Annotated in this window: 27 protein-coding genes; 9 read left to right on the plus strand and 18 right to left on the minus strand. The window is 47.7% G+C overall.

Going from position 1 to position 26,419, the window contains the following annotated elements; genetic code table 11:
• Window positions 1-216: 216 nt before the first annotated feature.
• Window positions 217-1,245: a LacI family DNA-binding transcriptional regulator gene (locus tag ACL9RM_RS14245; protein ID WP_061830054.1), complete on the plus strand. Its 1,029-nt coding sequence runs from the start codon at window positions 217-219 to the stop codon at window positions 1,243-1,245.
• A 112-nt stretch (window positions 1,246-1,357) separates the two neighbouring features.
• Here ACL9RM_RS14245 and ACL9RM_RS14250 read toward each other — a convergent pair whose 3' ends face one another.
• Complete coding sequence (locus tag ACL9RM_RS14250; RefSeq protein WP_061830055.1) at window positions 1,358-2,263, minus strand: NAD(P)/FAD-dependent oxidoreductase; 906 nt, start codon at window positions 2,261-2,263, stop codon at window positions 1,358-1,360.
• A 105-nt stretch (window positions 2,264-2,368) separates the two neighbouring features.
• Window positions 2,369-2,773: an Rrf2 family transcriptional regulator gene (locus ACL9RM_RS14255; protein WP_061830056.1), complete on the minus strand. Its 405-nt coding sequence runs from the start codon at window positions 2,771-2,773 to the stop codon at window positions 2,369-2,371.
• Window positions 2,774-2,931: 158 nt separating this feature from the next.
• Between ACL9RM_RS14255 and ACL9RM_RS14260 the strand changes: the two genes are divergently transcribed.
• The 5 genes from ACL9RM_RS14260 to ACL9RM_RS14280 all read left to right on the plus strand — a co-directional run bounded on the left by ACL9RM_RS14260 (window position 2,932) and on the right by ACL9RM_RS14280 (window position 8,527).
• On the plus strand, window positions 2,932-4,857 hold the full coding sequence (locus tag ACL9RM_RS14260) for a BglG family transcription antiterminator (protein WP_081112451.1): 1,926 nt from the start codon (window positions 2,932-2,934) through the stop codon (window positions 4,855-4,857).
• Between the two features lie 168 nt (window positions 4,858-5,025).
• Window positions 5,026-5,349: a PTS lactose/cellobiose transporter subunit IIA gene (locus tag ACL9RM_RS14265; protein ID WP_061830123.1), complete on the plus strand. Its 324-nt coding sequence runs from the start codon at window positions 5,026-5,028 to the stop codon at window positions 5,347-5,349.
• 18 nt (window positions 5,350-5,367) lie between these two features.
• Entirely contained in the window at window positions 5,368-6,663 is a 1,296-nt protein-coding gene (locus ACL9RM_RS14270; RefSeq protein ID WP_250266578.1) for a PTS sugar transporter subunit IIC, read from the plus strand.
• A 70-nt stretch (window positions 6,664-6,733) separates the two neighbouring features.
• Entirely contained in the window at window positions 6,734-8,170 is a 1,437-nt protein-coding gene (locus ACL9RM_RS14275; RefSeq protein WP_250266579.1) for a glycoside hydrolase family 1 protein, read from the plus strand.
• Between the two features lie 30 nt (window positions 8,171-8,200).
• Window positions 8,201-8,527: a PTS sugar transporter subunit IIB gene (locus ACL9RM_RS14280; protein WP_061830059.1), complete on the plus strand. Its 327-nt coding sequence runs from the start codon at window positions 8,201-8,203 to the stop codon at window positions 8,525-8,527.
• A 68-nt stretch (window positions 8,528-8,595) separates the two neighbouring features.
• Here ACL9RM_RS14280 and ACL9RM_RS14285 read toward each other — a convergent pair whose 3' ends face one another.
• The 3 genes from ACL9RM_RS14285 to ACL9RM_RS14295 form a co-directional block, all read right to left on the minus strand.
• Window positions 8,596-9,528, minus strand: coding sequence for an NAD-dependent epimerase/dehydratase family protein (locus ACL9RM_RS14285; RefSeq protein ID WP_069290289.1), 933 nt, complete (start codon window positions 9,526-9,528; stop codon window positions 8,596-8,598).
• 131 nt (window positions 9,529-9,659) lie between these two features.
• Complete coding sequence (locus ACL9RM_RS14290; protein ID WP_250266580.1) at window positions 9,660-10,286, minus strand: DUF1796 family putative cysteine peptidase; 627 nt, start codon at window positions 10,284-10,286, stop codon at window positions 9,660-9,662.
• Window positions 10,279-10,926 carry a DUF1796 family putative cysteine peptidase gene (locus ACL9RM_RS14295; protein WP_134903945.1) on the minus strand — a complete coding sequence of 216 codons (648 nt, stop codon included), beginning with the start codon at window positions 10,924-10,926 and terminating at the stop codon, window positions 10,279-10,281. Before ACL9RM_RS14295 ends, ACL9RM_RS14290 begins: the two co-directional genes overlap by 8 nt.
• A 235-nt stretch (window positions 10,927-11,161) precedes the next feature.
• Here ACL9RM_RS14295 and ACL9RM_RS14300 point away from each other — a divergent pair, with 235 nt between their 5' ends.
• Both ACL9RM_RS14300 and ACL9RM_RS14305 read left to right on the plus strand, forming a co-directional pair.
• Window positions 11,162-11,509: a hypothetical protein gene (locus tag ACL9RM_RS14300; protein ID WP_069290291.1), complete on the plus strand. Its 348-nt coding sequence runs from the start codon at window positions 11,162-11,164 to the stop codon at window positions 11,507-11,509.
• Between the two features lie 25 nt (window positions 11,510-11,534).
• Entirely contained in the window at window positions 11,535-11,930 is a 396-nt protein-coding gene (locus ACL9RM_RS14305; protein ID WP_250260506.1) for a hypothetical protein, read from the plus strand.
• Between the two features lie 86 nt (window positions 11,931-12,016).
• Here the strand turns inward: ACL9RM_RS14305 and ACL9RM_RS14310 are convergent, their stop codons facing one another.
• The 4 genes from ACL9RM_RS14310 to ACL9RM_RS14325 are packed head-to-tail and all read right to left on the minus strand — an operon-like array spanning window position 12,017 to window position 16,014.
• Window positions 12,017-12,190 (minus strand): hypothetical protein, encoded by a 174-nt coding sequence (locus ACL9RM_RS14310; protein ID WP_172828270.1) that lies wholly within the window; start codon window positions 12,188-12,190, stop codon window positions 12,017-12,019.
• 31 nt (window positions 12,191-12,221) lie between these two features.
• A complete protein-coding gene (locus ACL9RM_RS14315) occupies window positions 12,222-13,442 on the minus strand; it encodes a glycosyltransferase family 4 protein (RefSeq protein ID WP_069290293.1) in 1,221 nt (406 codons plus the stop codon).
• A 32-nt stretch (window positions 13,443-13,474) separates the two neighbouring features.
• Window positions 13,475-14,701 carry a sialidase family protein gene (locus ACL9RM_RS14320; RefSeq protein ID WP_250266581.1) on the minus strand — a complete coding sequence of 409 codons (1,227 nt, stop codon included), beginning with the start codon at window positions 14,699-14,701 and terminating at the stop codon, window positions 13,475-13,477.
• Window positions 14,701-16,014, minus strand: a complete 1,314-nt coding sequence (locus tag ACL9RM_RS14325; protein WP_250266582.1) for a sialidase family protein — start codon at window positions 16,012-16,014, stop codon at window positions 14,701-14,703. Before ACL9RM_RS14325 ends, ACL9RM_RS14320 begins: the two co-directional genes overlap by 1 nt.
• Before the next feature lie 94 nt (window positions 16,015-16,108).
• Between ACL9RM_RS14325 and ACL9RM_RS14330 the strand changes: the two genes are divergently transcribed.
• The gene (locus tag ACL9RM_RS14330) at window positions 16,109-16,495 is read left to right on the plus strand and encodes a hypothetical protein (protein ID WP_231109445.1); all 387 of its coding nucleotides are present in this window, start codon (window positions 16,109-16,111) and stop codon (window positions 16,493-16,495) included.
• Here the strand turns inward: ACL9RM_RS14330 and ACL9RM_RS14335 are convergent.
• The 9 genes from ACL9RM_RS14335 to ACL9RM_RS14375 form a co-directional block, all read right to left on the minus strand.
• Complete coding sequence (locus tag ACL9RM_RS14335; protein ID WP_250260502.1) at window positions 16,492-17,691, minus strand: glycosyltransferase; 1,200 nt, start codon at window positions 17,689-17,691, stop codon at window positions 16,492-16,494. The genes ACL9RM_RS14330 and ACL9RM_RS14335 overlap by 4 nt on opposite strands.
• A gap of 28 nt (window positions 17,692-17,719) precedes the next feature.
• On the minus strand, window positions 17,720-18,436 hold the full coding sequence (locus ACL9RM_RS14340; protein ID WP_061830068.1) for a glycosyltransferase: 717 nt from the start codon (window positions 18,434-18,436) through the stop codon (window positions 17,720-17,722).
• On the minus strand, window positions 18,433-19,431 hold the full coding sequence (locus ACL9RM_RS14345) for an NAD-dependent epimerase/dehydratase family protein (protein WP_250266583.1): 999 nt from the start codon (window positions 19,429-19,431) through the stop codon (window positions 18,433-18,435). The genes ACL9RM_RS14340 and ACL9RM_RS14345 overlap by 4 nt, the downstream gene beginning before the upstream one ends.
• Window positions 19,392-20,246, minus strand: a complete 855-nt coding sequence (locus ACL9RM_RS14350) for a dTDP-4-dehydrorhamnose reductase family protein (protein ID WP_165179120.1) — start codon at window positions 20,244-20,246, stop codon at window positions 19,392-19,394. Before ACL9RM_RS14350 ends, ACL9RM_RS14345 begins: the two co-directional genes overlap by 40 nt.
• On the minus strand, window positions 20,243-21,229 hold the full coding sequence (locus ACL9RM_RS14355; RefSeq protein ID WP_235308463.1) for a polysaccharide biosynthesis protein: 987 nt from the start codon (window positions 21,227-21,229) through the stop codon (window positions 20,243-20,245). Before ACL9RM_RS14355 ends, ACL9RM_RS14350 begins: the two co-directional genes overlap by 4 nt.
• Entirely contained in the window at window positions 21,222-22,313 is a 1,092-nt protein-coding gene (gene wecB, locus ACL9RM_RS14360; protein ID WP_165179119.1) for a non-hydrolyzing UDP-N-acetylglucosamine 2-epimerase, read from the minus strand. Before wecB ends, ACL9RM_RS14355 begins: the two co-directional genes overlap by 8 nt.
• A 121-nt stretch (window positions 22,314-22,434) precedes the next feature.
• Window positions 22,435-24,096, minus strand: coding sequence for a glycosyltransferase (locus tag ACL9RM_RS14365; RefSeq protein ID WP_250266584.1), 1,662 nt, complete (start codon window positions 24,094-24,096; stop codon window positions 22,435-22,437).
• A 60-nt stretch (window positions 24,097-24,156) separates the two neighbouring features.
• Window positions 24,157-25,290 (minus strand): CgeB family protein, encoded by a 1,134-nt coding sequence (locus tag ACL9RM_RS14370; protein WP_235308461.1) that lies wholly within the window; start codon window positions 25,288-25,290, stop codon window positions 24,157-24,159.
• A 33-nt stretch (window positions 25,291-25,323) separates the two neighbouring features.
• Window positions 25,324-26,415, minus strand: a complete 1,092-nt coding sequence (locus ACL9RM_RS14375; RefSeq protein WP_250266585.1) for a CgeB family protein — start codon at window positions 26,413-26,415, stop codon at window positions 25,324-25,326.
• Between the last annotated feature and the right edge of the window lie 4 nt (window positions 26,416-26,419).

The raw sequence follows: 26,419 nt of genomic DNA on the forward strand, positions 1-26,419 counted from the left end.
TATCTAAACAAAACTAAATAAACGACTAAATTTATATGATTATTTCGCAAAATAAACTAAATTAAAGCGCTTTACACTTGAATATTAACACTATAAATCATAAATGGTCAACGAATTTTTATTTTTAGTTATTTAGTTTAGTTTAGTTTATAAGCTAAACTTTCTTCCAGAGTAATGATATAATTTATGTAGTTTAGTTCAATAGGGGGTTCCACATTGAAAATTGATGATATTGCAAGGCTTGCAGGTGTTTCAAAATCTGCTGTCTCTCTTGCTTTTAATAACAAACCCGGAGTCAGTGAAGAAACCAAGGAGCAAATTCTAAAAATAGCTCAAGAGCATGGATATAAACCACGCACCATGAAGACAAGCAAGGAAGTTATTAAAAATCATCATGTGATACGCTTTGTGGCCTGTAAAAATACAGACATCGTAACAGAGCATTATGATTCACTTCCATTTTTCAACGAGTTAATTCATCATATTACCAATCAGGTGAGAGAACATGGAAACACCTTGATTTTTTCGTCTTTTGATAGCCATAGCCTCGAAGAAGAATTATCTGCTTTGGAAAAAGATCAGCCTTCTTCAGGCATACTTCTGCTTGGTACCAATTTAACTTCTGAGATTATTCATTCCATACAATCCATTCATTCCAATATTGTGATTCTGGATACTTGCTTTGAACACGTCGATGCCAGTTTCGTATCTATTAACAACTATCTTGGTGGGTATCAGGCAGGCCAATATTTAATTCAGTCAGGACACAGAAAGATAGGATACGTACAATCCAGTACGAGGATTCTTAACTTTACAAAACGAAAGGAAGGGTTTATGGCGGCTTTAGAGGAGCACAATCTTTCCATAGAAAATGGGCTTACATTTGATATGCATCCCATGCTTGTGATGTCACAGGACGCATTTAAAACAGCTATTCATGAACTGAATGAGCTACCTTCGGCCCTATTTTGTGAAAATGATTATATGGCGATCAGTGCCATTAAAACGTTTCAAGAAATGAATATTCGAGTGCCTGAGCAAATTTCCGTCATGGGATTTGATAATATTCATGAAGCCAAGGTCATTAGCCCGGAACTCACAACCATTCATGTGAAAAAGGATATTTTGGCCCGAACTGCTGTAAACTTGCTTATGGAGAGGCTTAACAATCATCAGGGGCATCATACCCAGGTTCTTGTGAATACGGAGGTTATTGAAAGAAGATCTTGTGTAGCCTTGAAATGACCTATGATCATTGGTTTATTATTGCTTGCTCTCTCTATGATTTTAGAATAAAGCCGCCGTGTTGGCGGCCATTTCTATTTTCGGACTCCATATGGGATATTCAAATTTATCGTTATTCGTTGAAATCTTCCTCTGTCAAATCCATATTTACGCTCGCAGCGGTTCGACTGCCGTCGGCCGCGGCAAAAATCAACTGGGAAGGCATGAAGTACGATGAATCCCCAGCAGCATATACACCAGGTATGGAGGTTCTCCCCGCTTCATCCGTCTTGATCCCGCCCGACTCCGTTCTTTCACAGCCCAAACGTTCTCCAAACGGTGCACTTTGTACAAACTGGGGAGACACAAAGCCGCCGACCCTCGGGACTTGAGTGCCATCCGTAAAGCGCACATGCTCAAGCTTTCCATTGTGACCGATGAACGCCGCAACAGGTTGCTCCATTACGATGATTCCTTTAGAATAGAGCCGTTCTTTTTGCTCGTCCGACAGGGATGCCTGACCATTCGTACAGACGATCAAATCCTTACTCCAGTTAAGGAGTAGTTTGGCTGTATGAAATATAGCTGCCGATTCAGAGACGAGGACAAGCGGTTGATCCCGCAACTCCCAGCCGTCGCAATAAGGGCAATTAAATAAACTTTTCCCGTATAACGGATAAAAACCTTCAATCTCGGGGAATATCTCCTTTACGCCCGTCGCCAATATCAATTTCCGCGCTTGAACGCGATGGCCTGACGAATCAAGTACCTCAAAGCCAGATTCGTTTTTTGTAATCGAAACAACCTCGGTTTGCAGATGATGGACAGACGGATAACGCAACACTTCCTCATAAGCTACACGGCGGAACTCGGCCGGCGTTACGCCGTCTCTCGTAATAAAACCGTGCGACGCATGCGTAACCGCATTTCTGGGCCGATTATTATCAATCAAAGCCACACTTCTTCTGGCCCTGCCAAGCACGAGGGCTGCATTCAATCCGGCGGGCCCTCCGCCAATAATAGCGCAATCGTACAGCATAACACCCAACTCCTTTTAAGAGATATTAAAGACTCTTTATGTCTGCAATAAAACAAAAAAAAGCTTTACATAACTGGCAACCACCCTCTTTCTATATAAAGTCGCTTACTTTGAAACTTGCGTTTGCTTTTGCGCCAAATCGGACAATTTCGTATTTTTAAGATGTCGTTCCATTTTCTCCTCTGCTTCCCTCATTACAGCTTGAATCAGGCACTCGGAGCCGTGGACAAAATCACATTCAAACAAAGAATTGGTTCCTTCAATGGCATGGATAATATCCAAAAAGGTAATGTCCTCTTTATGACGAGAAAGTCGATAGCCTCCATTGGCTCCAGAAACCGATTCGATCATCCCAGCCTTCACAAGCCTTGTCAAAATTTTCGAAAGATAAGTTGGTGAAACATTTTGGGATTCGGCTAGTTGCTGAACACCTACCGGCTTCACCGACGAATCAGTAACGAGCATGAGCATAGTGTGCAGAGCATAATTCGTTGCTTTTGTAAATTTCATAACTACACCTCAATCAAAGACTTATTGTATCCACTATATCCCCGAATCTGCTAGTGTGTCAAGGTCATCTAGCATTCACGCTGCTGTTAATCCTTCTTTTGGTTACGCTCTAACCGTTGTATACTGTTCATCAGAACAGCTAAGAAAGGGGGCTCGTTGTGCGTATTTTTGATATTCTTCGTATACTGGTTGCAGAACAGATGGTCAAAGGAGAACACTTGGCAAATGCATTGAAGGTATCTTCTCGAACGATACGAACGGATTTAAAGGAATTGGGTGCTCTGTTGTCAAAGCATGGAGCAGCAGTTAAGCCCCTTAAAGGAACAGGCTACAAGTTAGAGGTTCGGGACGAACAAGCATTTCATCATCTACTGAAGCAATTAAAGGATTATGATCATCATGTGCCCTATCCATTAGCGAGTTCTTCTGAAGCTAGAAACCGTTTTTTAATGAAAAAGCTATTGCTTACCAATGCATATGTCAAACTTGATGATTTAGCCGAGATCCTGTATGTTAGTCGATCTACTTTACAGAATGACCTCAAAGAACTGCGCAAGTTACTGGCAACTTACGGACTATCTCTGGAGAATAGACCCTATCATGGTATTCGAGTCAAAGGTAATGAGGCCAAGCTGCGTTATTGCATTTCCGACTATATATTTAACAGGTTAGATGAAATAGGCGAGCAACAGGTGTCACCACCTCTTCTGATCTCTAACGAAGAGATGGAATTCATAAGAGAAGTGATTCTGGATCGTATTGATTTCCATGATATTCAGTTGTCGGACATTGCCCTGAACAATCTGGTCATTCATATCGCCATAGCATGTAAGCGTATTCGCGAAGAAAGGTATGTGTCGTATTATCCGCAAGAGATGAAAAAAATTGAAGCGCAGAAAGAGTTTAGGGTGGCGACTGAGATCGTATCCGCCTTGGAACAAATCATGAAGCACTCCTTTCCACTTGTTGAAGTTGCGTACATTGCTGTTCACCTGTTGGGTGTAAGGACCGTCGTTAGTGCCCGTATGGATGAGGTGGAGATTAAAAAGATCATTGATAAAGATATCTACGAACTGACTATCGAAATACTAGACCAAATTGATCAGCAGTTGAAGATGAACATTCATAACGATCAAGAATTGCTGATTGCATTTTGCCTTCACCTCAAACCGGTCATTAACCGTTATCAATACGGAATGAATTTGCGTAATCCTATGCTGGATGAAATCAAAGCCAATTACCCGCTTGCCTTTGAAGCAGGTATCATTGCTGCGGAAGTCATCAAGCAGCGGCTTCATATACACATCGAGGAAAATGAAATTGGGTATTTAGCCATTCATATCGGAGTCGCGATGGAAAGAAAGAAAATGGAGGACGCGCCCAAAAGATGTATGATCGTATGTGCTTCTGGACTCGGCAGCGCTAAGCTGCTGTATTATAAGCTTCAATCGGTCTTCGGTTCCAGATTGGATATCGTGGGAACCACTGAATTTTATAAGCTGAAACAAATGCCTTTGGATACACTGGACTTTGTCATTAGCACGATCCCCATTTCAGAACCGCTTTCTATCCCCATGATCCATGTGAATACATTTTTAGGCGGTTCCGATATTACTAAAATTGAGCAAGCCATTTCTGAGGCCAGACTTCCTGCTGTGCAGTATGTACGAAAAAAATTGGTCTTTCTTCAGCAGAAGTTTGAGAACAAACTCCAAGTGCTTGAATTTATAGCCGAAAAAATACACGAAGCAGATCTTGTAAAAGGCCCCCTCCTGCAATCTGTAATAGAGCGTGAAGCCGTTTCCCCCACTTCATTTGGCAACTTGGTCGCGATCCCGCATCCGATGGAACCTTTCGCAGATTCTACGTTTTGGGCCATCTGTACATTACAAAAAGCAATCGATTGGGATGGCAAGCCGGTACAGTTTATTTGTATGCTCTGTATACAGCGCACCAAATCAGAAGATTTACAGACTATGTATCATATTTTGCTTGAAATTTTAAATAATGAACAGCTCGTCCAGCAGCTTATTCGCTGCAAATCATATACAGAATTCATAGAAGTGTTGCATAAAAATTGTTGAACATGAGGAGTATGAAGAACAATTTATTTCCGTTAAGAAGAGGAAATAATGTGCGTTATGTTGAAAGCGATTCCAAATTATAATAGCCATACGACGAGGATGATTGAAAGGAGAGAGGATCACGTGAATAATGATGAATCTACAGAGCACGCCGTGAACATGGAGGACATGGATGATACAGAGATTGTATTCCAAATTATATTATACGCAGGGAATGCACGCAGCTCGGCCATGGAGGCGATTGAGCTTGCAAAGGCGGGGAAATTTCGGGAAGCCAAAGATGAATTAGCCACAGCAAAAAATGAACTGGTGTCCTCCCACAAAATTCAAACCAGAATTATCCGCAAGGAAGCAGCGGGTGAAAAAACAGAGATGTCCGTCATGATGGTACATGCTCAAGATCATCTGATGAATGCCATCACCATTCGCGATATGGCCTCAGAGTTTGTAGACCTGTATGAACGCATTGATCAATTCGTACCGAAATTGTAGAGGGAGGGACGCTATCCCATGGCATTCAAAGACAAACTGGTCGAGGGCCTCACATCGGTAGCAAATGCAATCAATAATTTTAAATATATTATAGCGATCAAATCAGCTTTTATCACATTGATGCCTGTTATTATTGTCGGTGCCTTTGCTGTATTGATTTCTAATATGGTCATGGACCCGGTCAATGGCCTTGCGCATTTTAAGCCGTTCTCATTCCTGGCTGAGTACAAACCGATTTTCTCGGGCATTAACTATGCCAGCTTGAATATCCTTACCATTCTGGCTATTTTCATGATTGGTCTGGAGCTAGGAAAAATTAACGGTGAGAAAAATCTCTTCCCCGGTTTGCTTGCTTTAATCTGTTTTATCTCTGTGACACCAACCACGATAGAGTTGATGGTTAACGGTGACATGCAAAAAGTAACAGACGTCTTAGCCCGTCAATTTACGGATACCAAGAGCTTGTTTTTAGGTATTTTCATAAGCATCCTATCCGTTGAGCTGTACAGTAAGTTGGGCAAGTCCGATAAGCTAAAAATCAAAATGCCTGAAAGTGTTCCCAGCAATGTGGCCGTTTCTTTTTCTGCATTGATACCAACCATCATAACGGTGACAGTCTTCTCAATGCTCGGATTTTTCTTTCATAAGTTTACAGGTCTCTACCTGTACGATGCCGTCTATAATGTGGTGCAAAAACCTCTGGAGACCGTAGTACAGGGACTGCCAGGTATACTGGTGCTGATGCTGGTTGCGCAAATCTTCTGGGTGATCGGTATTCACGGGAACCAAATGGTAAAGCCCATTCGTGAACCCCTGCTGCTTGGCGCGATTACCGTCAACATGACTGCTTATGAGCAAGGACTGCCCATTCCGAACATTATTACGATGCCTTTCTGGGACGTATACATGAGTATCGGTGGTTCAGGAATTACGCTGGCTCTCTTGATTTGTATTATGATCGCTTCCAAGCGTGAAGATATGAAGGAAATAACAAAGCTTTCGTTGGGTCCGGGTCTGTTTAATATTAATGAGCCTGTCATTTTTGGACTTCCGATTATGTTGAATCCATTGATGGCTATCCCTTTCATTATTACTCCGCTCATCACAGGAACGATTGGTTACTTCTCGACGTTGCTTGGATTTGCAGGTAAAGCCGTCGTCATGGTTCCATGGACTACTCCGCCTATTATTAATGCCTACCTGTCTACAGGTGGAAGCATTGGCGCCGTCGTAACTCAGATTATTTGTATTGTGGTAGCGATTATCATTTATTTCCCGTTCGTCAAAATTGCCAACAAGCGAACGGCTGAATAATGCGTTACTATAGAAATACATCAATTAATTGAAAACGCATTCTTTATACAATGAAAAGGAGAAACATGTCATGGCTAAACATACGATACAAATTCCGTCGAATTTCATCATGGGTGCAGCGGCTTCCGCTTGGCAGACAGAGGGATGGAGCGGTAAAAAGGAAGGTCAGGACTCATACCTAGACCAATGGTACAAAAATGACCGCTATGTCTGGCACAATGGATATGGACCCGCGGTTGCAACGGACTTTTATAATCGCTATACCGAAGATATTGCGCTGATGAAGCAGATTGGCTTAACCCATTATCGTACTTCTATTAATTGGTCCCGCTTCTTAACGGATTATGAGAATGTAGTGGTGGATGAAACGTATGCGGATTATATGGGCCGGGTCATTGATGAGCTGATTGCAAGCGGAGTCGAGCCGATGATTTGTCTGGAACACTATGAGGTACCCGCTTATTTGCTGGACAAATATGAGGGCTGGTCCTCCAAGCATGTAGTGGAACTGTTTGTAAAATATGCGGAAAAAGTGTTTGAACGGTACGGCGATCGGGTCAAGCACTGGTTTACGTTTAATGAGCCCATTGTTGTACAAACGCGTGTCTATCTAGATGCCCTCCGCTATCCCTATGAACAAAATACGCGGAAGTGGATGCAATGGAACTATAATAAAACGCTGGCTACCGCGAAGTGTGTACAGCTTTTCAAAGCAAATAACTATAGTCAGCACGGGGCTAAAATAGGCGTTATTCTGAATCCCGAAGTCACGTATGCCCGATCAAGCGCCCCTCATGACCAATACGCGGCGCATGTGTATGATTTATTTTACAATCGAGTATTTCTGGACCCGCTTATTAAAGGCGAATACCCACAAGAATTGTTCGATCTCATGGGCAAGCATGATATTGCATTTGAAGCTACAACGGAAGAACTGACCGTGATTAAGAAAAATACCGTTGACTACGTCGGAATCAATCTCTATTATCCCCACCGGGTCAAAGCGCAGAGTAAAACGTGGAATGAAAACACCCCCTTTCACCCCTCTTACTACTATGAGCATTTTGATCTTCCGGGTAAAAGAATGAACAAGTCACGGGGCTGGGAGATTTATCCGAAAATCATTTACGATATGGGAATGCGTATCAAGAACGAATATCACAATATCGAGTGGTTTGTCGCAGAAAATGGTATGGGCATTGAGAATGAGGTTGCCTTCAAAAATGAGGAGCACATCGTTCAGGACGACTATCGTATTGACTTTATAACTGAGCATTTATACTACACGTTACAAGCTGTAGAAGCAGGCTCCAACTGTACAGGTTATATGCTGTGGGCCTTTACAGACAACGTTTCTCCCATGAATGCTTTTAAAAATCGCTACGGACTGGTGGAAATTAACCTAGACAATGATCGAAGTCGGCATTTGAAGAAATCCGGCTACTGGTATCAAGCTGCTATCAAGGAACGCTCGTTTGTTGCTGATCTGGGTGAAGAGTATAAGTAGTTAAAAATGAATTTCTGGAGGCGCTCAACGATGAAAAAAATTATTCTGGCATGTGCTGCGGGTATGTCCACATCCATTTTGGTTTCTAAAATGAAAAAAGAAGCAGCAGCAAGATCCATAGAGCTGAACATCGAAGCCATCCCCGAAAGCACCATTAAGGAAGAGCTGGAAGGCATTACAGATTCTGTGATTGCTATTTTGCTCGGACCTCAAGTACGGATGCGTAAAAAGGCAGTAACCGAAATTGCTGCTCCCTATAGCATTCCTGTAGATGTCATTGACACGTTGGCTTATGGTAGAGGAAACGGTGCAGCAGTCCTGGATCAAGCCTTGAAGCTGGCTGGCGAGAACATCTAATTGCTATTCAAATGAAAAAGAGGCTGAGTATTTCCTCAGTCTCTTTCTTGATATCCGCGCGCTTTTGATCAAGACATACCTTCTTTGCCTGAGCCCATACTGCTCACATACGTTTCCTGTAAACCGGCAGAAATGCCGTATAGCGGTTCCCAACGAAGCCAATGTCTGGCGACTGCGTTACTAAGACAGCTATGGTGAATGTCTCCCGCTCGCGCCGGTGAATATACAGGGCGGACAGACGAACCATGCAGCTTTAGTAAATCGTAGGCCAGTCGATTGATGGACGTCGTTCGTCCCGTACTTACATGTACTGTGCGTTGATCCGCTGCATGAATAGCCGCCATATTCGCTCGAACGACATCCTTGACGTACACAAAGTCGCGGGTTTGTGTCCCATCACCGTGAATGAGCAAGGGGCTTCCTTTTTTCAGCCGCTCCATAAAGAGAGCGACTACACCACCCTCTCCCTTCGCAGCCTGACCGGGACCATACACATTTCCATAACGCAAAATCGTGTAGTTCAACCCGTACAGCCGATAAAAAAGTCGAATATACGATTCTGCGGTCAGCTTGGACAGTCCGTAGCCTGAAATCGGCTCCACGGGATCGTCTTCCTGTATACATTGCTTTTGTAGCTCTCCATATACACCGGACGTGGACGCAAATATAAATTTTGACACACCGGCTTCATGACAAGCCTGCAACAAATGAATCGTCCCCAGCACGTTCACATCCGCGTCCTCATCGGGTTGATGGATGGATTGCTGTACATCCGCCTGTGCGGCCAAGTGAAACACAATATCCGGGCTTTCCCGAATCAGCAGCGTCCTAGCTTCAGAGCTGCGAATATCCGCAATATGCATGACTGCGCGCGGGTCCACATTTGCGATATTCCCGGTCGTCAGATTATCCAGCACATGCACTCTGATGCCCGAATCAGCAAGCGCACGTACCAGCTGAGAACCAATAAATCCGGCTCCCCCGGTGACCAAAGCCTTCACTAGCTCACCCTCCTTTTGAACCGAAGCATATGACTTCCCTTCGCATCATGTTATGCGACTCCCTATAGCTTGGCGCAGGCACAAGCACAGTCCGAAGACAATCTATAGTGTGTCTCTAGAATCTCAGCACCTCAGACATGCAGCCTGACATTTTCCAGCATATAACTCCACATCTCATCTTGACCCTTCCATATATCCTCAGGCGGCAGCTCCACTGAAACCAGCCGCTCCAATCCCCAATCCAGCTCCGTCACACCATCAGTCCCTGTGTAATCCACGTATAACAAGCGAAAATCATGTGTAATCCTCTGCAATAACACATCATGTAGTTCCACCGCTTGCTCCCGACTCCCCCCGAGACGAACCAGTAGCAGACGAGACGCAAGCGCGAATTGATCCAGTAGACGTGCGATGCGGCGATCAAGCGTCGTTTTGAATGCAGGGTAGGAAGTCAGCTGCTCCGATGTATTCTCGCTAACCGGAAAATGGTGTGCCGCTGTAATCCCATAGTTTGCATCCTCGACCATGAAATTATGCTCGCCGTAATCGTGCCCCGTGACACGCAGACTATCAACATCCATAAAACCGGCAAAACGGGCGTCCAGCAAGCGACTGACCTGTGACAAGTTACCGGAAATCATCCAGTCCAGCGGACCCGCATAGGGACGCAGTCCGTTTTTATCCAGCTGAATGGAAGGCAAGCAATGTCCACCCAGACTGAATGCAGCATCATAATCCCCCTGCAACCGCTCAAGCACGGCGCCCTCCCCTTTCCGAAGACAAGGTCATCCCTTTAAAAAGAGTACGCCAGTGCGGATCACTCTTGTAATTCCATACATCGGCAAAAGGCATTTCCACCGCGCATACATGTGGAAGCTGCCAATCCACCTCCGTCAACTCCGTTACACCGGAACAATTCACCACCAACAAACGAAATTCATTCGCTACCATGCCTGACAAAATACGTTCCAGTTCCTCTACTTCTTCATAGGTTCCCAGCATACGGACGAACAAGCTGCGCTTCGCCATCTGTGTTTTTGCAAAAAAACGTTCGATACGACGGTCTATCTTTTCCCTGAACTCGGGATAGGTCACCAGATCTGAGGACGTATTGCGTTCCTGTGGAAAATCATGCACCGAGATCACATTATAAGCGATATCTCTGACCATATAATTCAGTTGGCTCGTACCAACGACACTTAAATTGGGCAAATCCATAAATCCGGCAAACCGATTTTCTAGCAAGCGGTTCACATCGGACAGCGTGTCAGACATCATCCAATCCAGTACCCCGGCAAACGGCCGCAAACGGTTCTTTTCCAATTGAATGGCAGGTGTACAGTTTTGTCCCAGACTGAAGACCGCTTCATATTCCCCTGCCAGCTGTGCGAGTCTCATAGCCGTGCCTCCTTTTTTAATACGACCCATCCCTCAGCGCCCTTCTTCTGTAGTCGAAAAGGGACTTCAGGCCGTAGTATGTTCCACTCTACATTACATGCACAGCACGGCGAAAAGGGTTGGACACCAATGCGCTTTTTGTCAAAGAGGCGTACAACTATCCAGTCCAATCTCGGTTATTTTTCATATCATATTAAGGCTGATAACCTAACGGAATTCAAGGAGGCATCATCATATGTCCGTGTTTCTTTTAACCGTCGATCATCATCTCGCTTACCACAGCGCCCATATAGAAAGCTGCCATGTGACCTTTTTCAATCGCGAAAAGAGAGCCGTCGATGTGTTGCTGGAAATGGGAAATGACAGTGGCGTTTTCCGACGGCAGCTCCTTCGATTGAGCCCTTCTCCTGAAGCTGACTCCGTGCTAGAACTCAAGGATATGGAGACCGCCCAACATCCTTTTTACCTGCGAGTGGTGACGAGTATTTACAATCCGGAAACGCTGTTTATCCTGGCTGAATTTTTGGAAAACGGGAACGTTGTCGCTAAACGTACAGCCAGTCATTTTACCGTGACGCCCTAATGAACGGGCAGAGGAGGAAGAAGGTATGTTGAAATATTCAGTTCAAAATAAAGCTGAGCCAGGCACATATGCACTGCCTTTTCAGGTCACCGAGCAGGAGAGCGTGCTCTCTACATTAATCATTCCTGCAAGTGAATCTGAAGGACATATTGTCATTGAAGTCTCTTTGGCATGGGAAAATCCGCTGCTCAACTGGGATATCGGGGAGCTAGACATTCGATTGCGTCGCAATGATGAGCGGGGACCTATGCTGGATTGGTTGCAGGATTCCTGTTATCAGGAGGGATTTGCTGAGTTAAGCTATGAGGAAACGGGAAAACAGGCAGAGCCTTATGTATACTGCTTGACCGTACAATCAGCTGACCGCCGTGCTGTTGTTACGGGACCGCTCATAATTCGAGGCTCCGTTTATGAAGATTGACGAAAACTGGATGACAATGAGCTGAAATAAACTAAAGGCAGGTGGGAGTTTTAAGCCCGACCTGCCTTTTTATATGGTCTGTGCCCTCATGGTGCGGATTGTCTCAGACGTTCCAAAATGTCAGCGTCTGGCAGCTTATAATCTTCCGGCAACGAAGTGTTAATTCGGTTCCATATTGCGTAATCGACCTTCATATCCGGGTGCGACTGCTGGATTTCAAAAATACGGTTGTACAAGTCACCAACGACAGGAAAAGTCATGCTCTGCCTCCTAACTGTTGAATCAACGTACTCAACGTACTTGATTCAGCGCTTGCCCATAAATATTCACGAGCCGCTCAATCATAACATCCAGAGACCAATGCGCGGTCCCCCATGCTTTGGCACGTTTTCCCATAGCTATCCGCACTTCATCCTGAGCCAGCAAATGCTGCAAATGAGCTGCCAGTGCCTCCACATCGCCAACCGGGGAGACCAGTCCGGTGTGTTCATGCTTCACCATTTCCGGCAGTCCACCCGCATCCGAAACCACTGCCGGAAGCCCCAAAATCTGCGCCTCCATGACCGAAAACGGCTGATTGTCCTGTATGCTCGGATGAACAAAAAGGTCCGCCAGTTGTAAAAGAGCAGGTACATCTTCACGATGTCCCAGAAAAACCACGTCTTCCTCCAGCCCTAGCTCCTTCGCCTGTGTTTGAAGCTCTTCCCTTTTATCTCCCTCCCCGACAATCCAGCAAACCCAATCCGTACGACTTGCTTTCAGTAGGCCAAGAGCGCTTATTAAATAATGCAGCCCTTTGATATAGACCAGCCGTGAAGGACAAATTATAACTTTTTTCCCCTCAGGTCGTACGACGTCCGTTCCCCGGGCGTGGACTTCCCAGAAGTGCTCGGTATCCAATCCGTATTGGAAAGTAGCAATCTGCTGCTCAGGCACTTCGAACTCACGCACGAGCGTCTGTTTCATCCATTCTGTAGACGTAATGGTAATATCCGCGGATAGAGCGCCATAGTGCTCCAGCGCCCAATAATATTTCCACATCAGCGTCTCACGGTAACCCTCCTCATGATCCCGCTCCAGAGCCATCATGACTTCACGAGCCAGCGAGCCATGAATATTCGCTACCAATGCACTGTCCTTACGTTTGACCCGACTTAGAGCACGCGTCGCAATAACATCTTGCGTGTGAATAACATCATACTGCTCAACCCCGAAATACGCCGCTGCCAGTTCCATACAGTATCGATCCTTTTCCACCGTCTGCACCCATGAATCCAGATGTAATACAGGGACAGCCGATTCATTCAGCTTCGTATGCAACAGGGGCAGCAGTTGATCCTTCAGTAGCTCCCTATCTTCAAAAACAATATGGTATTTAGGTGTATCCGGTCCGTTCCCCATCAAGTCTACCGTGTGACCCAGTAGCTCCAGTCTCCGTTTAATTTGCAGCATAAAGGGCCATACGCCACCCAAATGAGGAATCGGCCAGTACGTAGCCAACAAAATTTTCAAAACAGCTCACCTCCTCTGTCTCGTACGCTGAGCTACATTCCGTTACTTCCGTAAATTTGCTGGAAACCCGATAACGCATCTGTCCAGACCGCAAAAAATCCATTATTCGGCACGATCGTTACATCAATAAAATTACCGATCGTAACGACGGGAACCGGACTAATCCCGTTAGGATTAAAGGAGCTGTCTGTTATTCTGAGGTTCGTAAATGTATTCCCTCCGTTCGTTGATTCGGCCACAAATACGTCTAATAAAGAGGTCGTTATTTGATTGGTATAATATACGATCTTAATCACGCCGGTCACAGGCGAAACATCAATGGCCGGAAAAAAATGCTGTGCCCCGGCACTGGCTCCTGTCACCGATTGCGGTGCAGTCCAGCTTAATCCACCATCCACTGACCGGGCGAGCAGTACATCCGCATATCCTGCCCGATTATCCTGCCAGACCGCATAAAGTGTTCCCTGATTCGGGCTAGTAGAGCGATCTACCGCAATGCTGGCCATCGGCAGCACATTGAAGCCAAAGCCGGCCACGGGCAACGGACTCGGAACCGGGACAACAGAAGACACAGGCAGCGAAGAACTGAATGCTGTCCCCCCATTGAAGGACACAATGACCTGATATTGGTTAACCGGATTCGTTACAATGTACCCGACATAAATCACCCCAGTAATACTCACGGTGATTTCCCCCCGCGTGATCTGATTGGAGCCAGCGGTGAGCACCACGGGTGTATCCCACGTGATCCCTCCATCCTGCGAACGCTGGAAAAACATGACTGTTCCGCCAAAAAAGTCAGGATTGTATTGATGCGTATAACATAAATAGATGTTTCCGGTATAGGAGCTGACCTGAGAAGTATCAAATTTCACGCTGACCTCAACATTGTTGACAAATGTCCCATACCCTCGCTGGGCAATCACGGGTGGATCAAATGTATTACCGTTATCTCTGGATACATAGGTAGCGATGGTACCGCTCAACCCATCCGAGGTAAATACATGACAGGCTATGACAAACAAGTTGGGAAAACCGTAGCTGACGCTATGGGATTCCGCCCCTACATAGCCGGCTGGTAGCGGTAAAATCTGCTGGGTGAAAGAGACACCGCCGTTACCTGAACGGTATACCGCCGTCAACGGCGTCCCTGTCGTAAAATCAGTCGCCGCAGACACAATGGTACCGTCGAGCAGGTTGAAAGCTACACTCGGTTCCTGCGCCAGCCTTCCGTTCGGCGTGAGCTGTACGTTCGGCATCAGGCTTCACCTCCCGGTACACCGGCAAAAATCGTCAGGCTGCCTGTACGCGTATCCGTCCAGACGGAAATGTAACTATTCGGCGGTACGATGGCGACATCAATATAGTCGCCGATCAGCTCTGATTCGCCTCCACCGACATTCGGATTAAAGGAGGTCGTCGTGAGACGACTGTTCGTAAAGGTGTTGCCTCCATCTAACGATTGGGCGGCGAACACATCCAGATTAAAGCCGTCCAAGCGATTGGTATAGTACACGACAACGACCAGACCCGTCTTAGGCGACACCGAAATCGCAGGAAAGAAATTTTGCGAGCCTGGCGGGCTGTCCGTCACGATGATCGGAGCACCCCAGGTACCGCCGAAATCGCTTGATTTGGACAACAAAATATTGCTGTATCCCTGACCAAAGTCCTGCCAAACGGCATATAGCGTATTTGTTGTGGATGGCACACCCGAGCAGTCTGCGGCCAAGCTGGGGAAATTCAATATCCGAAAGTCATAACCGGGGACGGGCAAAGGATTGGGCACCAGCGTTATATTGGATACGAGAATATCCCCGCTGAAAGTTGCCCCTCCATCAAAGGATCTCCGAATAAAAAAAGCCGGTGTTTGTGGCCCCGTACGAATCCAACTGACATAGACACTGCCATATTTGTCAACCGCAGGTTCAGGTCGTTCTGTAGAAGATTGGATATTCGAAAGCAATAACGGTCGATCCCAAGTTAGTCCTCCATCGGTGGAACGCTGGTAGAACGCCGCAGAACGAGCATTAAAATCCACATTATATTGACGGTTATACGTAACATAGACATGCCCCAGATAGGGACTTGCCCCGGCGTTATCCGTCGTGATATTGGTCCAGTCATTATTAATGTAATCTCCATAGCCCGGATTAATGACCACTGGAGGATCAAAGGTGGCTCCATCGTCCGTAGAGCGATAGATCACGACAGCCCCGTTCTCATTTCCCGGAAACACATGTGCGGATATGATGAAAATATTCGGGAACAGATAGGCTACCATTCCTGCCTCGGCTCCTGTATATCCCGGTGGAATTGGCAGTAAAGTATCAGTCCAGTTCGCCCCGGCGTCCAAGGAACGATACAGTCCAATCAACGGGGGCCCGCTGCTAAAGTCAACAGCGACAGCCACAACAATATTCGGATTCAACAAATTAACGGCGACACTGGGCTCAAATTTGGGCAAGCCGCTGGGTGTTACCTGAAAATTAAAGGGCATCGTGAGCATTCCCTTCATTATATAAATGGACGTGCCTGAAGTATTTCTATTAAAATGTACTTTTTTCAGCACAGCCTACAGACAACCATACAAGCTTTCTTTTCGATAGATTCATAGTATAGAAGCATCCCTTCAGGGGTTTTCCAATATTCTGTTTTTTGAGAGGATGATTCGATTGGCTTTTACAACCGGATATATGACCAACACTAGAGATTTTGGTACTGCCTGCTCCAATGTCGTTGTAAATTTGGTCAACGAGGATACGGTGAATGCGGCAACCGTGACCATCCAAATTTTTTTCTCGCTTGTACCGGATACCAAGACACCACTGTATGTGACATCGGTAAACTTACCTGCAAACTCCATTGCCCGCCGTACCTTCTTTATACAAGGGGTTCTTGCCTATGAGGTACAATACAACGTGGCCTCCGCTGCTCCAGCGAATGTTGTGCTCTCCAACTTTGGACTGGATCAGTTTGGTAATGTTGTACAGGAACACCGTGTTCTTCAGTCAGAGCTGACCACAATCCCGGCGCTGTCTCCTGTTATTTAAAAGCTGCCCTGTTCCAGTGCTTGATGCAATCTGTGGGTGTAATACACGTAATTCCATTCCGGTGGTACAGACTGAACCCCTCGGCCGCTGCCGATGGTTGAGTGGTCATCTGTGTAGTAGGAAAAGGCATGTGTATCCTGTAATGGGCGCAACAAATCCGTAAGATACAGCAAATCCGTCACAGCAATATATGGTTTGACACCGAAGCATACTACAAAGCGGGTCGTTGTTTCACCAATAGCCTGAACCAGTGCCTCTTGGACCGAATAATGCTGACGTGGCGTTACGGTTAACCGAGGATCGAGCATCATCGACAGGAAAGCGCTGGCTCCCTGTTCTGGCGTTAAATCCAGCAACCGTACCACGCAATTGCTGTAGTGCTGCTCCAGCAGATTATCCAGCAATGATTCAGCTTGAGCCATATCCGTGACAGGCATTAAAATGGTCATTTCAAGTGGGATGCCCCGGCGTGCTCTTGCCTCATACTTGGCGATTTGGAATGCGCGCCGCCAGCGTCGGTGCTCCTTCTGGCTGTGCAAACCAGCCGATACACTAAATGTGGAATTCACCCGGTAATCCATCAGGATCTCCGGGATGAATTTCATGCTGCACGTCTCGGTCAGCCGCAGCCAGTAATCATAATCCTCAACTGGTTGCAGCCGATAGCCGCCAATCTGGCGGGCATATTTGCTTTTGTACATAAATGAAACCCCGACAATGCTGGCATTCAGCAGTTCATGATGCGGCTGGCCTTGGTACCGGATCAAAGCTTGTTGATGCTGCTCGTCATACAACGGGTTCCCATATGCATCAACCTGGCGGAAGGTAGAGAACACAAGGCCGAGTGAGTCCGGCCCCTGCTCCAGCTCCTGCCGCAATCGTTCAATAAAGGAAGAATTATAAACATTGTCGCTGGATACCCAGGTCACATACTTGATCGCTGGATCTTTAAACAACTCATCGAATCCCCAGTTAAGGGCATGGGATACTCCTTTGTTCTGAGGGAGCGTAACCAACTGAACGCGCGGGTCTCCCATTGCTGCGTGGAGCGCTGGTCCCACCATTTCCGGCGCTCCGTCAATAACAATGATGAAGCGAAATGCCCTGTAGCTCTGGGCTAGTACGGATGAGATCGCGGCTTGCAGATAGCCGATATCCTGTTTGTACAGTGGCATAACAATCCCCGTATCTACCATATCAATCCCCCCTGACAGACTTTCGGCTTCATGAGGATAAACCACTCAACACCTGACTGAAGCGATCTCGATAACGTGCTTGGGTTATGTTGTACTCCCGCTCCACAGCGGGCCAATGTTTTTTGGTTCCCATTTCATCATGCCAGCGGTAGTTAACCAATGACTCGTTCAGAAAAGGAAATGGATATCCCGCCAGCATCACTCGGTACCACATATCCAGATCATGTGTGTACGGCAGCAGTTCATCAAACAAACCGATATGTGCAAACAGCTCCTTTTTAAACATAACCGTGCATCCATTGACCGGATTTCCTTGCTGAAAAAAACGGTAAAACTCCGTCATAGAAGGAAACACGGCGGCTGCCTGGTAGCTTGTGACTTGGCTGTATTGATTGATGAAATTGAAATTGGTATGGGAGATGTACGCACCGTTTTCCACCATAAAAGAAACCTGATTATTAATTTTGTCCCTATGATAGGTATCGTCGGAGCTGAGCCACGCAATATACTCCCCGCTGGCATGTCGGATACCATGATTCAGGGCGCTGGCTGTTCCACCGTTGGATTTTCCTAAATAATGTATATATGGACGATAGGGCTGAAGCATATCAACATGTTCCGTGGACCCGTCATCGACGACAATAATCTCGAGGGGGCCATAAGTTTGCTCTAGTGCACTTTGCAAAGCCTGATCCACATATGCACAGTTATAAAAGGGAATGACGATCGTTACTTTCGGTCTCATATCGTTCCTTCCTTTCCAGCTCGGCGGTATTGAATCATATCCTCCAGCGATTGCCCCAGCTGTATGGTCGGCTTCCAGCCCATGTCCTCCAGCTCTTTCGCACGGTATGCCTCGGTGGATGCTGACTCTGCCACATCCCCCCATTGTATGGGAATAGATGTTTTGGCCAGCCCAACCATACGTTCTACGATATTGCCCAGTTCCACAATGCGGCCTGTGCAGACCGAGTAAACTCGGCCTGGCACACCCTGTTCCAATAGCACACCGTATGCGCGAACGGCATCACGAACGTCGAGGAAATCACGTTGCGCATGTCGGGAAGATACCCGGAACGGGGCTGTTTCAGTTACGGACTGCCCCTCCAGACGTTCCGTCTGAACGATATACCCCGCGAGTAATGCACAAAATCCGGTAGATGGACCCGGACCGATCAAGTTGCAAGGCTCTGCCAGCATGACGGATTGTTCGAACAGCGCGCCCCACGAGAGCGCGACTGCCTCTTGAAGGCTTTTGCTAAGGCTGTATGGATGCGTTGGATGATACGGTGCTTGCAAAGCCGTCTTTAGCCGAGAACCCGCCACAACAATTCTGGCTTTGGGGAAAGGTCGCAGTACATCGAGCAGATACAGAGTGGACAGTACATTGGATTCCATGTATAGCAGGGGGCTTTGCCAAGATTCAGGGACGGAATTTTTACCACCTAGGTGAAGCACATAATCTGGAGCAATCTGTCTAATGACTTCGCCTAGACGTTTCTTGTCGAGCAAGTCACACACATAAGGCGTAATACAGCTACGGGTCTCCGCCTCTGGGCTGTTATTTTCATCATCGTGAGCCAGTAAGATCAGTTCTGGGACGGAAGCGGCAGTGCGAGTCAGCGCCGCTACCTCCCAACCGAGCTTTGCAAAATGGCGGCAAGCATGCATCCCGGTATAGCCCGCCGCTCCGGTAATGACTATGACAGGCCGACGTTGTTCCGCTGTGCTTCCGTCCATTCCAGCAGCTCCTTCAGCATGATGCTGTAGTGAGGAACATCGTAGAGCAGATCGGCCCGGGTAGAACGAAGCGTCCGGTCCTGCACCGGCTCATCTTTCGGCACGATCCGAATATCCTCCCTTTTCCAGATGTCTTTGAACAGCAGCAGCAAATCATGCTTGCTGATCGGTTCAGGGTGAACCAGATGAATGAGTCCGTCCAGCGGCTCATTCATCTGCACCTGTATCGCCTTCGCTAATTCCAACGTCGTAACCCCGTTCCAAAAGACTCGGCGATACCCGTTAACGTCTCCGCTCTGCTGCAAGAACCAGTGCAGCAGACCAATGCCTCCCGGCCGAATTTCCGGCCCGATAATGGAGGTACGGATAGTCAGATGCCCTGCGGCCTTTACTTCTCCGAGTATTTTCGTCAAAGCATAGGCACTTGTCCCATCGGGTTGATCCGTCTCCTTATATAAACCAGGTACCCGATTTCCTTCGAATACGCAATCCGTGCTGATATGAATCAATCGGGCACCAATACTGTCCGCTATCCGCCGGAGAAGATGTGGCAGCAAGCCATTGATTTGGTATGCTGCAATCTGATCCTCCCCGGCATGCTGATTCAGTACGCCTACCGCGTTAATCATAACGTCTGGCCGTACACTCCGTACCAGTTGCTCCACCATAAAGCTGTCCTTTACATCCAGCAGCAGACCGCCTTTATTTTCGGGATCACGGGTGGTGTAGAACACGTTATACCCGCTCTGGTTTTGGAAATACTTAACCAGAACATGGCCCGCCATGCCGTTACCACCCAAAATAAGCAGCTTCATTTGATGAACCCCCCGCTTTGGAGAATGCTGCGAATCTCCTCTTTCGACATCAAATTAAACTCCGAACTAAAGCTGCTGAATGACACGGGAGGGCACTGATTATAGCGGTCCTTTAATTGAGGAATATTCAGCGTTGGGAGAATGACCAAATATTGCTCGTCATAGACTACCGTCGTCAGGCTTTCAAAGTCACTCATCAAAATCTCATGAATTTTCTCGCCGGGACGCACACCTTTTTCTACAATTTCTACGTTTTCCACACCTGAATCCTCAATGAGCACCTCAGCCAAGTCCACAATACGGCAGGTTGGCATGGTCATGATAAAAATTTCCCCGCCGACACTTTCCACCGAGGCTTTGAACAGGAGACTGATCGCATCACGCAAGGTCAGGAAGAAGCGGGTCATGTTCATATCTGTGATCGAAACCTTGCCTTTTTGGCGAATCTGGCTTTGGAACAGATGCACCACGCTTCCGTTGGTGCCCAAAACATTACCGCCGCGCACCGTCACGAAACGTGTATCGCTATTCAGCAGATTGGCGTAAACCATCAGTTTTTCTCCAATCGCCTTCGTCATGCCGTAAAAATTGGACGGATTCGCTGCCTTGTCAGTCGATATATAAATGACTTTCTTTACCTGATTGGCCACAGCGGCCTCGATCACGTTTTGGGTGCCTACGACATTGGTTTTGAGTGCCTCGTAGGGCTGATCTTCACAGACGGGAACGTGTTTGAGCGCTGCCAAATGAAATACATAGTCCACTCCTTGACAAGCGGTAGTCAGCGCATCCTTATCCCGAATATCGCCAATACAGAAGCTGAGCCGTTCATCCTCAAACTGCCTATTCATTGCAACCTGGCTGGATTCTCCGCGTGAAAAGATAATGACCTCTTTGGGGTTACGCGGCAGTAACTGGGTAACCAGCTCATGCCCCCAGGAGCCGGTACCGCCGGTAACCAAGATACGTTGGTTTTCAAACATGCCGTTTCCCTCCAAGCAGAAATTTAACTACCTTATCCGACACATCTTCCGCCAGATAGCCCGCGGGACATTGCCACTTATGGGTCATCCCGGTCATTATGGCTACTGCGTTTGCTATAACCTCGCCATCAAGACCAGACACGATATTGCTGCCGCAATCTACCGTTTCCGGCCGTTCGGTCGTCCGGCGCATCGTAACCGTCGGCACCCCCATGACACAGCATTCTTCCTGTACGGTACCACTGTCCGTCAAAGCGCAGCGGGCATGCCGCTCCAGCAGAACGAAGTCAAAAAAACCGAACGGTTCGTGAAATTCCACTAGCGGATCAAGCTGGATCGGCGGGTGGCTTGCGATTCGGGCGGCAGTGCGGGGATGAATACTGCAAATGACCCGCTGCCCGAACTGCTGGGCTACCCGGTTAAGACCATCTAAAATAGCCAGCAAATGCGGTGGATGGTCCACATTTTCAGCTCTGTGGGCAGTGACCAGGAAATATTCTCCCGGCGACAGTCCCAACTTTTTCAAAATTCCACTGCTCGATATCTCTTTCTTATAGTGCTGCATCACTTCGTAGATCGGATTTCCAGTCAGTATAATTCGTTGGCTTGGGAAGCCTTCGCGTAGTAGGTGCTGCTTGCTTTGCTCCGTATAAGGCATATTAATGGTAGATATCGCATCAATGACACGTCGGTTCTTCTCCTCCGGCACATCCAGATCATAGCAGCGGTTCCCCGCCTCCATATGCACGACCGGATAACCCATACGTTCCGCAAGTAAGGCACATAAAGCGCTGTTCGTATCACCGAGCAATAGCACATGATCGGGGCGTTCCTTGTTTAAAATATCCTCCATCTGCGAGTACATGGCGGACAACTGTTTGCCCAGTGTCCCCGCTTTCTCCTGAAGTACATAATCCGGGGCACGCAGTCCCAGCTCGCGAAAGAACTGCCCGCTCAGGCTTTCGGTGTAATTTTGGCCCGTATGCACAAGCACATGTTCATCTGCATGGCGGTCCAGCTTCGGAATGATCAGGCTGAGCCGTATAATCTCCGGTCTTGTGCCGAGCACGGTCAATATTTTCATGGTTTTGGAACCCACCTTTGCTGTCGTTGTTTCATTGAATTGTAGCGTTCAATGAAGGATAGCCATCCAGCAGACTGGCTGTGCTCCAGCTTAACGTTCATCTCAACGGTCCGGCGTAGGTTCACCCGGACCGTCGTTTTGTATGCTGTCCAGCCTTGAGCGTGACTCGCTTCTGCTTGTGCGTGTTGTGTCGCCGTGACCGGTGCTTGAATTTCCGCTTGAGTTTCTGTCTGGACTTGGTTTTCGGATAAAGTCCCTTCGACAACGGGGACCCGTGAATTTTCTTGAGGCGACTCTTGCCGCCGCTTCTCTTATACCTGCGATTCTGCAGTCGGGTACGCTTGCGGCCCTTTGGCCATCTCGCCCGAATACTACGCTTGCCGCGGGGCAATTCGGGTGGTGAGTCAGGTAAAGGGGATACTGGTTGTGGCAAGCCTTGAATAGCTGCATATTCGATTGGCGGCAGACCCAGCACAGGCAGTTGACACACTACCGATTCGGGAAATTCTCGAATCGTGCTGGTATATCCCTCCGGTAGAGCGGTGACCTGACGCAACCCTTCGCCTTCCCTCGTCCATACAGGTCCACCCGGCTGCTGAATCAACGGGAACCAATGCGGATGATGACATACCCATTGACTGACCATGAGGTGTAAACTACCTCGGTAGGAATCAGGTCCGTATACACGTGTAGCCGCACTGTTGTTACGCACACCAATCCGTTCCACTTCCTCGGGATGATCGAGCAGATAGCCCACTTTTTGCGCCAGCATGTCGCTGTTGCCCGGCTCTACCAAAAAATCTGTATTTCCGGTCGCCTCCATCAACTCCACAAGTCCACCCTGCGCAAAGGCTACCACGGGCTTACCGTATACCAGCCCTTCCAGGGCAGTCAGGCCAAAGCCTTCCTCCACCATACTTGGGATTACAACAATATCCATTGCGCTATAGGCCGTTGATACGGATTCCTCGAATGAATTGAACTGGAAACGGCGGCTATAACGAGATTGGCGGATTAAAGAGACACATTTTACGTAATATTCCGAGTCCACTGAGCTGCCGATGATCCAGAAACGACACCGTGAATTGGTTTCGCACAGCTTTAGAGCCATTTGGACAAAAGGCAACAGCCCTTTGGCTTCGTAAATAAAGGAAGAAATATAACCAATGCAAATATGGAAATCCCGCAGCCCCAGTTTTTCACGTTTCCTTTTCCGTTCCAGCACATGCTCTTTGGGAGATGGCATATCCATATCCCGGCAGGGAGACAACACCGTATGCGGACGTGTCAGTCCCCCACCATGCAAAGGACGCATTACTGCTTGCGAAATGCCGATGACCCATTGGCTATAGCGCTCAATGATAGAAACAGAAACTGGCGTATACGCATTCTGGTTAATGACCTCGGTTATTTTCCAGATCACCGGAATATTAAGCTCTTGGGCAGCCATTGCAGGCATGACGTTCACACAGGTATTGACCAGCACCACATCAGGTCGAGCATGCCGAAGCATCTGGAACAACGGTGCATACGCCACATGGGTCCGCAAATTCTCCGCATCCTGCGCCAATCCCTCATATGGGGTATACATGCCATGCAGCATGAACAGGTTCTGTGTCAGAACGGTGATTCCGCGCTTGCGGGCCATTGAGGTCAGCCGCCCTTCACCAGGCGTTACGAGAATACAATCGAAGTACGTACGCATGTCTAGACAAAATTGCAATAGCAGCTTCTCTGCCCCCGTAATACTGCGGACGTTGCTAACATGGCTGAATAGCATCATTTTCGGCTTGATCGGAGTTCACCTCCTTTAAAATAGCAACCATCGGACGTGTGAATCACCTTATGGAAATATGACCGACAACAGTTGGTCAATCCGGTGACCATACGTGTGCTCCCGCAGGGTTCGTTCCAGAGCACGTAGGGCAATTTCATGGCGCTCTTTTTCATGCGTCAAATAAAACTCAACCTTCTCCAGCAATTCCTGCTGAGAGCTGTAGGTCTCTATCTCTTCCCCCGGCTTATAAAAACGAGCCAGATCATCTCTTGTATCTGTCAGTTGCAACGTGCCACTGGCAGAAATTTCAAACGTGCGCGGATTGGGCGAAGCCCCCGGAATTTTCAGTGAGTTGTTGTTCACCGAATCATCCTGATGGGAACGATGAAGATTAATTACGATTTTGCTGCCGTTATACGAATCATTGGTTTCGACCGGAGACATCCAGCGACCCAGCTCAATTTTGTCACCATACGACTGATAATCCGGGAGACGATCCCACCAGATTCCGTTGATTTTAATGTTACGAGCCATGAGCTGCGGCATAATCGGATTGAAGAAATAGATGCGGTTCCAGTAGGCTGAGCCTGTAAACCCAATCTCACGTCGTACCGAAGCGGGCGAGCTGAGTGGGAAATAGTGAGTCAGAAATGCTCCAAAGGGCAAATAGTGCACAGACGTGCAACCCAACTGACGGTACAGCTCCATGCAGTTCATTTCTAACGTGAACACATAATCATAATTCGTAACAATTTTGGTCGTCGTATCGGTGTAATATGGATCGTCCGTTAGCCAGATGGCGGTGGGGATGCCCAACTGGCGTACCGCAGTAACCTGCTCCAACGGAAGATCCATTCCATCCAGTGCCAGCATCAGATTCGGACGGAGCTGAGCGGCAATATCTCCTACCGGCTGACGTGGGTCTGTTACGGTAACCTGAGCCGTCATGCTTTGCAACGTGGTAATGACCGCCTCATCCAGCGGAGAATACGGAAGGCCTTTGCCAGAGACGACATACAGTACATGGACTTGTCGAAAAGGGAAAACTGCTTTCATCCGTGCAACAATTGCGTTAGCACGTCCGCGCAGATATCCTTCGTCGTATCCGTCATGCACTCCCGCAATTCTCCCCCTTTCCCAGGAGGCTGCCGCCGTCTGGTGAACAGCCGGGTCATACGGTCCTGTCGTAGATATCGTCATCACTTTCACTCCTCACTGTTTATGGTGTTTACTTTAGGCCATCGCCTTGTCCAGCAGTTCTTCCATGCGATTGGAGTACATATGCTTTTGCATAGTCGTGTACAATGCGCGCCAGGCCATGCGTTCGCGTTCCCAGTCATGCTTGAGATAGTAGTCCAGCTTCACTTTCAATTCCTCTGCTCCAGAGAAGGTTTCAATGTCATAGCCTGGTCGGTAATAACGGCTCAAATCCTTCCGAACATCCGTCATTTGAAGCGTGCCGCAAGCAGAAATTTCGTATGTCCGAGGATTGATGGACTCCGCTGAAAGCTGGTGTGTATTCCGATTATCCAGTCCGGGGTCTGTCGGGCGGTGCATATTGATGACAATTTTGGAGCCGTTATAATATTGAGCGGTCTCTTCCGGCTCCATAAAACCCGGACGGATAAAGCGTTCCAGCACATCCCGCCGGGTCAGCCGATCCCAGTGTCCACCTACGATCAGCACTCTTTTGTCCGCCAAGAAGGGAGCAAGGTGGTCGAACAGCTTCACACGGTTCCAGAAGGCATTTCCAATGAAGCAAATATCATGCTGATGCTCCCGCTCTACCCTTCGGGGATAAAAGATACGAGCTGACGCAGCCAGCGGCAAATAGTGAACCCTCGTTACTCCCTGATCGCGATAAAACGGCAGGCAAGAAATTTCGTGCGTAAATACGACATCGTAGGATTGACAGATCAACGCCGTATCCTCCGTAAAGTAAGGATCATCTACAAACCATATGGCCGTCCGAATGCCTAGGGCTCGTATTTGCTGCACCTGCTCCAGATGATCCGCCGGAAAAACATGCAGCCCGTTCATGACCAGCACAAGGTCTGGACGTTGAGCCTCGGCGTCAGCTAGCATCGTAGCAGGTGTACCGATGGCGCATGAGCTGCATATTTGGCCTAATGCCTCTTGCACACCTGTGTCTATAGCTGCGAAACCTTGCGGAATATACAACACTTTCAAATGACGAACAGCAGGCTGTATTGCCACGACCTGTGACAGAGCAGCCGTGCAACCGCCCATTCTGCGTCCTTCCCGATAGCCGCATCGGTACGCTTCGCGTTCATTTCCGCTTTGTTGATCGTTCACATCCTTCACCCTG

The organism is Paenibacillus sp. S29 (genome assembly GCF_049319765.1).
Lineage (GTDB): Bacteria > Bacillota > Bacilli > Paenibacillales > Paenibacillaceae > Paenibacillus > Paenibacillus polymyxa_B.

What these genes read in the sequence shown, in the direction of transcription:
- ACL9RM_RS14250 (WP_061830055.1), bottom strand. Translation starts at nt 2,263, where the DNA reads ATGCTGTACGATTGCGCTATTATTGGCGGAGGGCCCGCCGGATTGAAT.
- ACL9RM_RS14255 (WP_061830056.1), bottom strand. Translation starts at nt 2,773, where the DNA reads ATGAAATTTACAAAAGCAACGAATTATGCTCTGCACACTATGCTCATG.
- ACL9RM_RS14265 (WP_061830123.1), top strand. Translation starts at nt 5,026, where the DNA reads ATGGATGATACAGAGATTGTATTCCAAATTATATTATACGCAGGGAAT.
- ACL9RM_RS14270 (WP_250266578.1), top strand. Translation starts at nt 5,368, where the DNA reads ATGGCATTCAAAGACAAACTGGTCGAGGGCCTCACATCGGTAGCAAAT.
- ACL9RM_RS14275 (WP_250266579.1), top strand. Translation starts at nt 6,734, where the DNA reads ATGGCTAAACATACGATACAAATTCCGTCGAATTTCATCATGGGTGCA.
- ACL9RM_RS14280 (WP_061830059.1), top strand. Translation starts at nt 8,201, where the DNA reads ATGAAAAAAATTATTCTGGCATGTGCTGCGGGTATGTCCACATCCATT.
- ACL9RM_RS14295 (WP_134903945.1), bottom strand. Translation starts at nt 10,926, where the DNA reads ATGAGACTCGCACAGCTGGCAGGGGAATATGAAGCGGTCTTCAGTCTG.
- ACL9RM_RS14300 (WP_069290291.1), top strand. Translation starts at nt 11,162, where the DNA reads ATGTCCGTGTTTCTTTTAACCGTCGATCATCATCTCGCTTACCACAGC.
- ACL9RM_RS14305 (WP_250260506.1), top strand. Translation starts at nt 11,535, where the DNA reads ATGTTGAAATATTCAGTTCAAAATAAAGCTGAGCCAGGCACATATGCA.
- ACL9RM_RS14310 (WP_172828270.1), bottom strand. Translation starts at nt 12,190, where the DNA reads ATGACTTTTCCTGTCGTTGGTGACTTGTACAACCGTATTTTTGAAATC.
- ACL9RM_RS14320 (WP_250266581.1), bottom strand. Translation starts at nt 14,701, where the DNA reads ATGCCGAACGTACAGCTCACGCCGAACGGAAGGCTGGCGCAGGAACCG.
- ACL9RM_RS14330 (WP_231109445.1), top strand. Translation starts at nt 16,109, where the DNA reads ATGATTCGATTGGCTTTTACAACCGGATATATGACCAACACTAGAGAT.
- ACL9RM_RS14335 (WP_250260502.1), bottom strand. Translation starts at nt 17,691, where the DNA reads ATGGTAGATACGGGGATTGTTATGCCACTGTACAAACAGGATATCGGC.
- ACL9RM_RS14340 (WP_061830068.1), bottom strand. Translation starts at nt 18,436, where the DNA reads ATGAGACCGAAAGTAACGATCGTCATTCCCTTTTATAACTGTGCATAT.
- ACL9RM_RS14345 (WP_250266583.1), bottom strand. Translation starts at nt 19,431, where the DNA reads ATGGACGGAAGCACAGCGGAACAACGTCGGCCTGTCATAGTCATTACC.
- ACL9RM_RS14350 (WP_165179120.1), bottom strand. Translation starts at nt 20,246, where the DNA reads ATGAAGCTGCTTATTTTGGGTGGTAACGGCATGGCGGGCCATGTTCTG.
- ACL9RM_RS14355 (WP_235308463.1), bottom strand. Translation starts at nt 21,229, where the DNA reads ATGTTTGAAAACCAACGTATCTTGGTTACCGGCGGTACCGGCTCCTGG.
- wecB (WP_165179119.1), bottom strand. Translation starts at nt 22,313, where the DNA reads ATGAAAATATTGACCGTGCTCGGCACAAGACCGGAGATTATACGGCTC.
- ACL9RM_RS14365 (WP_250266584.1), bottom strand. Translation starts at nt 24,096, where the DNA reads ATGATGCTATTCAGCCATGTTAGCAACGTCCGCAGTATTACGGGGGCA.
- ACL9RM_RS14370 (WP_235308461.1), bottom strand. Translation starts at nt 25,290, where the DNA reads ATGACGATATCTACGACAGGACCGTATGACCCGGCTGTTCACCAGACG.